Genomic DNA, 6,867 nt, shown 5'->3' on the forward strand with positions numbered 1-6,867 from the left:
CGCTCGCCGAGGCGCTGGCCGGCGTGGCCGCGCTGGGCGACGAGCGCCTCGGGGTGCTGGCCGCGCCCCTGACGGGGTCCCTGCCGCAGCTGCCGGTCGCGCTGGCCGGCTGTGAGGCGCCGGGCGGCGGGAGGCTCACGGCCGGCGCCGCCCGGGCCGACCTCGCCCGCCTCGACGGCCTGTGCCGTGCGGCGGAGCTGAGGTGCGGGGCGGGCCGGCCCGGGGTGGTGGTGGGGGCGGGCCCCGGTCACGCCCTGGGGCGGGCACTGCGGCGTGCCGTGCTGCGGCTGCCCGCGCCGGGGCCGGGGGCCGCGCCCTGGGACCCGTACGGGAGCGGGCATCCGCAGGCCCGCCACTGGTGGGGGGTCCTGACGGGCCGGCTCGGGGTGCGCGCCCGGTCGTACGTGACCCCGCTGGACGCCGCCGGTACGGCCTACCGGGCCTGCGTACGCGCGGGCACGGACGGCACCGGGCGGCTGCTCGGACAGGCGGTGGAGGCCACCCCCGGGGACGCGGCCGCCTTCGCCGCGCTGGCCGCGCTGGTCCGCGTACGGGCCGGAGAACTCGATCCGACGGCTCGTCACATCACGGCACCAGGCGGCGAGTTGTGTCCGCTCGCGGTCGCCGGGACGACGTCGGCGCCCTGGGAGGACGAGCGCTGGGCGGCGGGCTGGTGGGCCGCGGTCGCGGGACGCGAGGCCGCCCTGCACACCGCCCTGCGCGGGCTCACCGGACTGCGTACCGCCGACTGGGAGCCCGCCGGGCCGGAGGAACGCACCGTCGCCGCCGCGCTGCGCGGCTGCGGGTTCACCGTGCTCGCGGTCCGGGACGTTCCCGGCGGCGAAGAGGAAGGAGGGGCGCGATGACCCCCTCGGCGCCGTCCGTCACCGCCACCCCGCTCGGCGAGGCCCTCGCCGCGCTCGGGCTGACCGTCCTCGACGCCGGGGGCGCGCGCCGGGCCACCGCCGGCCGGGCCGTCGTCGTCCTGGACGACTGGGACCTGGAGACGGCCGCCGAGCTGTCCCGGCACGCCCTGCGGCACCCGGTGACGCTGGTCCCGGTGCGCGGCGACGGCGCGCTGACGGTGGTCGGCCCGGTGCTGCGGCCCGGGGCGGTGGGCTGCCTCTCCTGTACGGAGTACCGCCGGCTCGCCACCGTCGGCGGCCGCGTCCCCTGGCACAGCCCCGGGCTGCGGCTGGCGGGCCGCCCCTCCCCCGCCCTGGTGGACGCCGTCGCGGCGCTGGCCGCCGAGCTGCTGGCGGAGCCCGCCGCGGCCCCCGGCGCGGGCGCGGCCGTACGGATCGTGCACCACCTGCGCACCACCTGGTCGAGCCACCTCTTCCGCCCGGTCGGCGGCTGCGAGGTGTGCCTGCGCCTGCCGGAGGACACCGTGGAGGCGGCCCGGCCCCGGTGGGCGGCGCGGCCGCTGCCCGATCCGGCGGTGCTGCGCGGCCCCAACGGCCGTACGGACCTGGCCGGTCTGCGCGCGGAGCTGTGCGACGAACGGTTCGGGCCGGTGTACCGGGTGACCCGCACCGAGGACTCCGTGCAGTGCCTGACCAGCGCCTACCTCACCCACGGACGGGCCCTGCCCGACGGCGGACACGGCCGGTCGGGCGACTACGACGGCAGCGAACGGGTGGCGCTCTTCGAGGGGATCGAGCGGCTCACCGGGATGGGCCCGCAGGGACGGCGCACCGTACTGCGCGCCGCCTACGCGGAGTTGGGGCCGGAACGGGCCGTGGACCCGGAGCGGCTCGGGCTGCCCGACCCGGCCCATCACGGGCATCCGGCGTCGACGACCGTGCCCTACGCCCCGGAACTGGAACTGGACTGGGTGCACGGCTGGTCGCTGACCCGGGCGCGGCCGCTCGCCGTGCCCGAGCACGTCGCCTACTGGGATGCCGGCCCGGGCCGGCCGCGCGTGGTCTACGAGTGCTCCAGCGGCTGCGGCCTCGGCAACAGCCCCGAGGAGGCGGCCCTGTACGGGCTGTTCGAGGTCGCGGAACGCGACGCGTTCCTGATGGCCTGGTACGGGCGGACCCCGCTGCGCCGGATCGCGCTGCCGGACGAGGACCCGGAGGTGCTGCACCTCGCCGACCGGGCGGAACTGGCGGGCTACGCACTCGTACTGCTGGACGCCACCAACGACTTCGGCATTCCGGCGGTCGTCGCGGTCGCCCGCCACCGCGACCCCCGCTCGGCGGCGCCGCAGGTGTTCGTGGCGGCCGGGGCCCATCACGACCCGCGCGCGGCGATCCGCTCGGCCGTGGTGGAGGCGGTGACGAACGTGTTCAACGCCGCCCGGCGGCTGCGGGCGGAGCCCGGCACCTGTGATCCGCTGCGGTTGCGGCCCATGCTGGAGCGGCCGGAGCTGGTGGTCACCCTGTCCGACCACACCGCCCTGTACGGCCTGCCCGAGGCCCGGCCGAGGCTGGACTTCCTGTACGGGGGCGACGGCCGGCCGACGCCCTGGCGGGAGGCGTGGCCGGGTGCGCCGGAGCCGGTGGCGGACCTGGCCGGGCTGCTGGAGGCGACGGTGCGGCGGCTGGCGGGGGCCGGGCTGGAGGTGATCGTGGTCGGGCAGGACGAGGCGGGTGTGCGCGAGCGGCTCGGCCTGTACGCGGCCAAGGCCGTGGTGCCCGGGGCGCTGCCCATGACCTTCGGCCACGTCAACCGGCGCACCCTGGGCCTGCCCCGGCTGCTGGAGGTGCCGTACCGGCTGGGCCGGACCGCCGCCCCGCTGCGGTACGGGGAACTCCCGCTCCATCCGCACCCGTTCCCCTGAGGGGCGCGGCCTACAGGGCGGAGGTGTTCAGCAGCCGGTTGGGGGTGCCGGGCGGGACGGCCGTCAGAACGTCGCGGGAGGCCTGTCCGGTGACCCAGGCGCGCACCTGGGCGGGCGTGGCGCCGGGGTGGGCCGAGAGGTAGAGGGCCACCGCGCCCGTCACGTGCGGGGTGGCCCAGGAGGTGGCCGCGGAGTCGCTGGTGACGGTGCCGCCGCCCGCCACCGCGGAGGTGATCTTGTCGCCGGGTGCGTACAGGTCCACGCAGGAGCCGGATCCGGAGCCGAAGGCCTCGGTGTCCCGCCAGTGGCGGTCGTCGGCCGTGGCGGCGCCCACCACGAGGGCGCCGTGGGCGCCGGCCGGCGAGTGGGTGCAGGCGTCGTCGTTGAAGTTGCCCGCCGCGACGACCACGGTGACCCCGGACTCGACCAGGTGCTGTACGGCGGTGTCGAGCGCCGCCGAGCGGGTCTTGAGGTTGAGGGACATGTTGACCACGGCCGGGCGCTGCGCGTGGGCGGTCACCCAGTCGACGGCCTTGACGATGGAGGCCTCCGGGGCCGGCGGGGCGTCCTTGCCCGGAAGGCCGCTGCTGTCGCCCTCCTCGCAGCCGATGGCCTGGACGCGTACGAGCTGGGCCTTGGGGGCGACCCCGTAGGTGCGGCCGCCGATGATCCCGGCCACGAAGGTGCCGTGGCCCAGGCCGTCCCCGCCGGCGCAGTCCCCGGTGTCGGGGGCCCCGACGAAGTCGGCGCCGGACGTGGCGCGGCCGGCGAACTCGGCGTGCTTGACGTCCATGCCGGTGTCCAGCACGTAGACGTGGACCCCGCTGCCGTCGGCGGCCGCCGCGAAGCGTCCGTCGAGGGGGCGGGTGCGCTGGTCGAGGCGGTCCAGGTTCCAGGGGACGCCCGTCCGTACGAAGGGGGCGGCGCCGGTGTGCCCCGACGGCGCGGGGTTCCCCGGGGCGCCCGCCGAGGGGCTTCCGGTCGGGTGCGGTGCGCCGGTGGCGGGCGGGTGGGCGGAGGGGGAGGTCTGCGCGGTCCCGGATCCGCCGCCGGGCCGCTGCGGCCCCTCGGGTCCCGGGTCCCCGGAGGGGGTGCAGCCCGAGAGCCCCAGTGCCACCGCCACCGCAGTGACCAGCATCGCGTTGCCGTACACGCGTCTCATGTCCCGTCCCCGTCCCGTCGCCCCGTCACCGCTCCCGGCGGCCTTCCGTCAACCGCCCAGACGTTCCGGAAAGGGGTCCCGGTTGCAGGGGCGGGGCCCCTGAGCCGGTACCGGGTCAGACGGCGGCCGTCCGCGCCCGGGCGAGGACGGCCCCGGTGTCCACTCCCGTCGGGAGGGTCCCGTAGGCACCACCGTGCTCGCCGCCCAGCCGGGAGGCGCAGAAGGCGTCGGCGACCGCCGCCGGGGCGTGGCGCACCAGCAGCGAAGCCTGGAGGACCAGGGCCATGGTCTCCGTCAGCTGCCGCGCGCGGTACTCGGCCTCGGCGGGGTCGGCGAGCTGCTTGTGGAGCCCGGCCACGGCCGCGTCCAGGTGCCGGTCGGCTCCGGCCGCCCGGCCGGCCTCCGCGAAGAAGGCCTCGACGGTCTCCGGCTGCCGGGCCATCGCCCGCAGCGAGTCCAGGGCGGCGACGTTGCCCGAGCCCTCCCAGATGGACGAGAGCGGGGCCTCCCGGTAGAGGCGGGGCATGCCCGATTCCTCGACGTAGCCGTTGCCGCCGAGACATTCGAGGGCTTCGGCCGCGTGCCCCGGGGCGCGCTTGCACACCCAGTACTTGGTGACGGCCAGGCCCAGCCGGCGCAGCAGCGCCTCGTCCGAGTCGCCGCGCGCGACCCGGTCGGTGGCCCCGGCCAGGCGCATCGCGACGGCCGTCGCGGCCTCTGACTCCAGGGCCAGGTCGGCCAGGACGTTGCGCATCAGGGGCTGGTCGATCAGCGCCTTGCCGAACGCCCGCCGGTGGGTGGCGTGGTGGACGGCCCGGACCAGGCCGAGCCGCATGCCGGAGGCCCCGCCCAGGACGCAGTCGAGGCGGGTCATGTTGACCATCTCGATGATGGTCGCGACGCCGCGGCCCTCCTCTCCGACCAGCCAGCCGAAGGCCCCGTCGTACTCGATCTCGGAGGAGGCGTTGGAGCGGTTGCCGAGCTTGTCCTTGAGGCGCTGGAGCAGCAGCCGGTTGCGGGTGCCGTCGGGCAGCACCCGGGGCAGCAGGAAGCAGGACAGTCCGCCCGGGGCCTGCCCCAGGGTCAGGAAGACGTCCGACATGGGCGCGGAGGTGAACCACTTGTGCCCGGTCAGCCGGTACGTGCCGTCCCCGGCCGGTACGGCGGTGGTGGTGTTGGCGCGTACGTCCGAGCCGCCCTGCTTCTCGGTCATCGACATGCCGGCGATCAGCCCGCGCTTGGTGTCGGGCCGGCGCAGCCCGAAGTCGTAGGTGCGGGAGGCGAGCAGCGGCTCCAGCCACTCGGCCAGGGCGGGCGTGGTGCGCAGCGCCGGGACGGCGGCGTAGGTCATGGAGACGGGGCAGGTGTGGCCCGCCTCGACCTGGCTCCAGACGATGAACTTGGCGGCGCGGGCGACGTGTGCGCCCGGCTCGTCCTGGACCCAGGGGGCCGCGTGCAGACCGTGCGAAACGGCGGTGTCCATCAGTTCGTGCCAGTACGGGTGGAACTCGACCTCGTCGATCCGGTGCCCGTAGCGGTCGTGGGTGTGCAGGACGGGCTCGTTCTCGTTGGCCAGGCGGCCCCACTCCGCCGCCCGTTCGGAGCCGGCGAGGACGCCGAGGCGGTGCAGCTCGGGGGCGGCCCAGCCGGCGCCCTCGCGGTCGAGGGCCTCCAGCAGGGCCGGGTCGGCGGCCGCGTCGTAACCGTGGTGCGGGGGTACCTGGTTGGTGACCTCATGCGTCTGCGGCATCGTGTCCTCCAAGGGCACGCAGGGTGAAGGTGATCAGGCCGGGGATGACCTCGCCGGGGGACGCGTCGCCGTCGGCGAGCGGTCCGACGAGTGCTTCGGCTATGGCGCCGACCAGCGCGGCGGCCGTCAGTTCGGGTGCCTGCGGGGGCAGTTCGCCGGACGTCACGCCGGCGGCGATCTGCCGGGCGAACACGTCGCGGAACGCCCGCCGGAAGACGAGGCGTTCGGTGTCGACCGCGGGGTCCGCGGGCTCCGCGAGCAGGGCGAAGGCCCGCCGGGGTGCCTGGAGGGCGCGGGAGGCGAAAGTCTCCACGGCCGCGGCGACGTTGCGCGCGGCGGTTCCGGGCCGGTCCACCGCGGCGGTCACCGCCGCCACCTCACGTGCCACGAGGGTCCGGAAGAGGGCGGCGGCGAGCTCGGACTTGCCGGAGAACGACTGGTAGACGCTCCCGGTGGAGATCCCGGCCTCGGCCGCGATCGCGGCGACGGAACAGCCGGCGTACCCCTCGCGGGAGAGCAGTCGGACGGCGGCGTCCAGGACCCGGTCGCGACGGGCGTCGAGCCGGGCCTGCACGGCGGGTGGGCGGCGGTAGGGCATGGGAAGGATTGAAGCAGTGATTCACTGCTTCACACCAGCCCCGGGCGGATCTCCGTCCCGACCGGGTGCGGGTGCCCGGGCTGTCGGGCACCCGCACGTCACGTCAGGCGCAGGTGACGGTCACCTGGCCGCTGCCGCCGTTGCTGGAGAAGCCGATCGTGAAGCGGCCGTTCGGGGGCGGCTGCTCGGTGCGGCCGCCCAGCGTGATCACCTGGGAGGCGTCGGCGGCGAGGGAGCCGCCGGCCTTGCCGGCGGTCACCCCGGCGGGCAGCCCGCCGAGGGACCAGGTCAGGGTGCCGCCCCCGCTGTTGCGGACCACCAGGGTGTCGGGCCATTCGCCGTTCGCGCAGAACTCGCGGACGCCGGTCGGACGCAGCGACAGCACCGGCTCGGCCGCCGGCGGGGGCGCGGGCGCGCTCGACTGCTTCGGCGGCGCCTGGGGCGTCGTACGGGCCGGTGAGGGGCTGCTGCCACCGCGGGCGGGCGTCGGCGTCGGTGAGCCCGCCGGCTCCGTGGCGGGGGCGCTCGGGCTGGGGGCGGTGGCCGGGCTGCTGCCGTCGGTGGGGGCC

At 76.8% G+C, this 6,867-nt stretch carries 4 protein-coding genes and 2 pseudogenes; 2 read left to right on the plus strand and 4 right to left on the minus strand.

Translation table 11 applies throughout. The annotated features are described in order from the left end of the window. Positions 1-866 (plus strand): annotated as a pseudogene (locus AB0F18_RS37895) (hypothetical protein); the annotation flags it as partial. Next, entirely contained in the window at positions 863-2,788 is a 1,926-nt protein-coding gene (locus AB0F18_RS37900; protein ID WP_362069693.1) for a TOMM precursor leader peptide-binding protein, read from the plus strand. The pseudogene AB0F18_RS37895 and the gene AB0F18_RS37900, both read left to right, overlap by 4 nt. A gap of 10 nt (positions 2,789-2,798) precedes the next feature. Here AB0F18_RS37900 and AB0F18_RS37905 read toward each other — a convergent pair whose 3' ends face one another. From AB0F18_RS37905 to AB0F18_RS37920, 4 genes and pseudogenes are all read right to left on the minus strand, one after another. Then, positions 2,799-3,950, minus strand: coding sequence for a S8 family serine peptidase (locus AB0F18_RS37905; protein ID WP_362069696.1), 1,152 nt, complete (start codon positions 3,948-3,950; stop codon positions 2,799-2,801). A gap of 115 nt (positions 3,951-4,065) precedes the next feature. Next, positions 4,066-5,700, minus strand: a complete 1,635-nt coding sequence (locus tag AB0F18_RS37910; RefSeq protein ID WP_362069699.1) for an isovaleryl-CoA dehydrogenase — start codon at positions 5,698-5,700, stop codon at positions 4,066-4,068. Beyond that, complete coding sequence (locus AB0F18_RS37915; RefSeq protein ID WP_362069702.1) at positions 5,684-6,298, minus strand: TetR/AcrR family transcriptional regulator; 615 nt, start codon at positions 6,296-6,298, stop codon at positions 5,684-5,686. The genes AB0F18_RS37910 and AB0F18_RS37915 overlap by 17 nt, the downstream gene beginning before the upstream one ends. Positions 6,299-6,401: 103 nt before the next feature. After that, a pseudogene (locus AB0F18_RS37920) lies at positions 6,402-6,867 on the minus strand (hypothetical protein); the annotation flags it as partial.

This window comes from Streptomyces sp. NPDC029216 (assembly GCF_040648015.1).
Lineage (GTDB): Bacteria > Actinomycetota > Actinomycetes > Streptomycetales > Streptomycetaceae > Streptomyces.

What these genes read in the sequence shown, in the direction of transcription:
- AB0F18_RS37900 (WP_362069693.1), top strand. Translation starts at nt 863, where the DNA reads ATGACCCCCTCGGCGCCGTCCGTCACCGCCACCCCGCTCGGCGAGGCC.
- AB0F18_RS37915 (WP_362069702.1), bottom strand. Translation starts at nt 6,298, where the DNA reads ATGCCCTACCGCCGCCCACCCGCCGTGCAGGCCCGGCTCGACGCCCGT.
- AB0F18_RS37910 (WP_362069699.1), bottom strand. Translation starts at nt 5,700, where the DNA reads ATGCCGCAGACGCATGAGGTCACCAACCAGGTACCCCCGCACCACGGT.
- AB0F18_RS37905 (WP_362069696.1), bottom strand. Translation starts at nt 3,950, where the DNA reads ATGAGACGCGTGTACGGCAACGCGATGCTGGTCACTGCGGTGGCGGTG.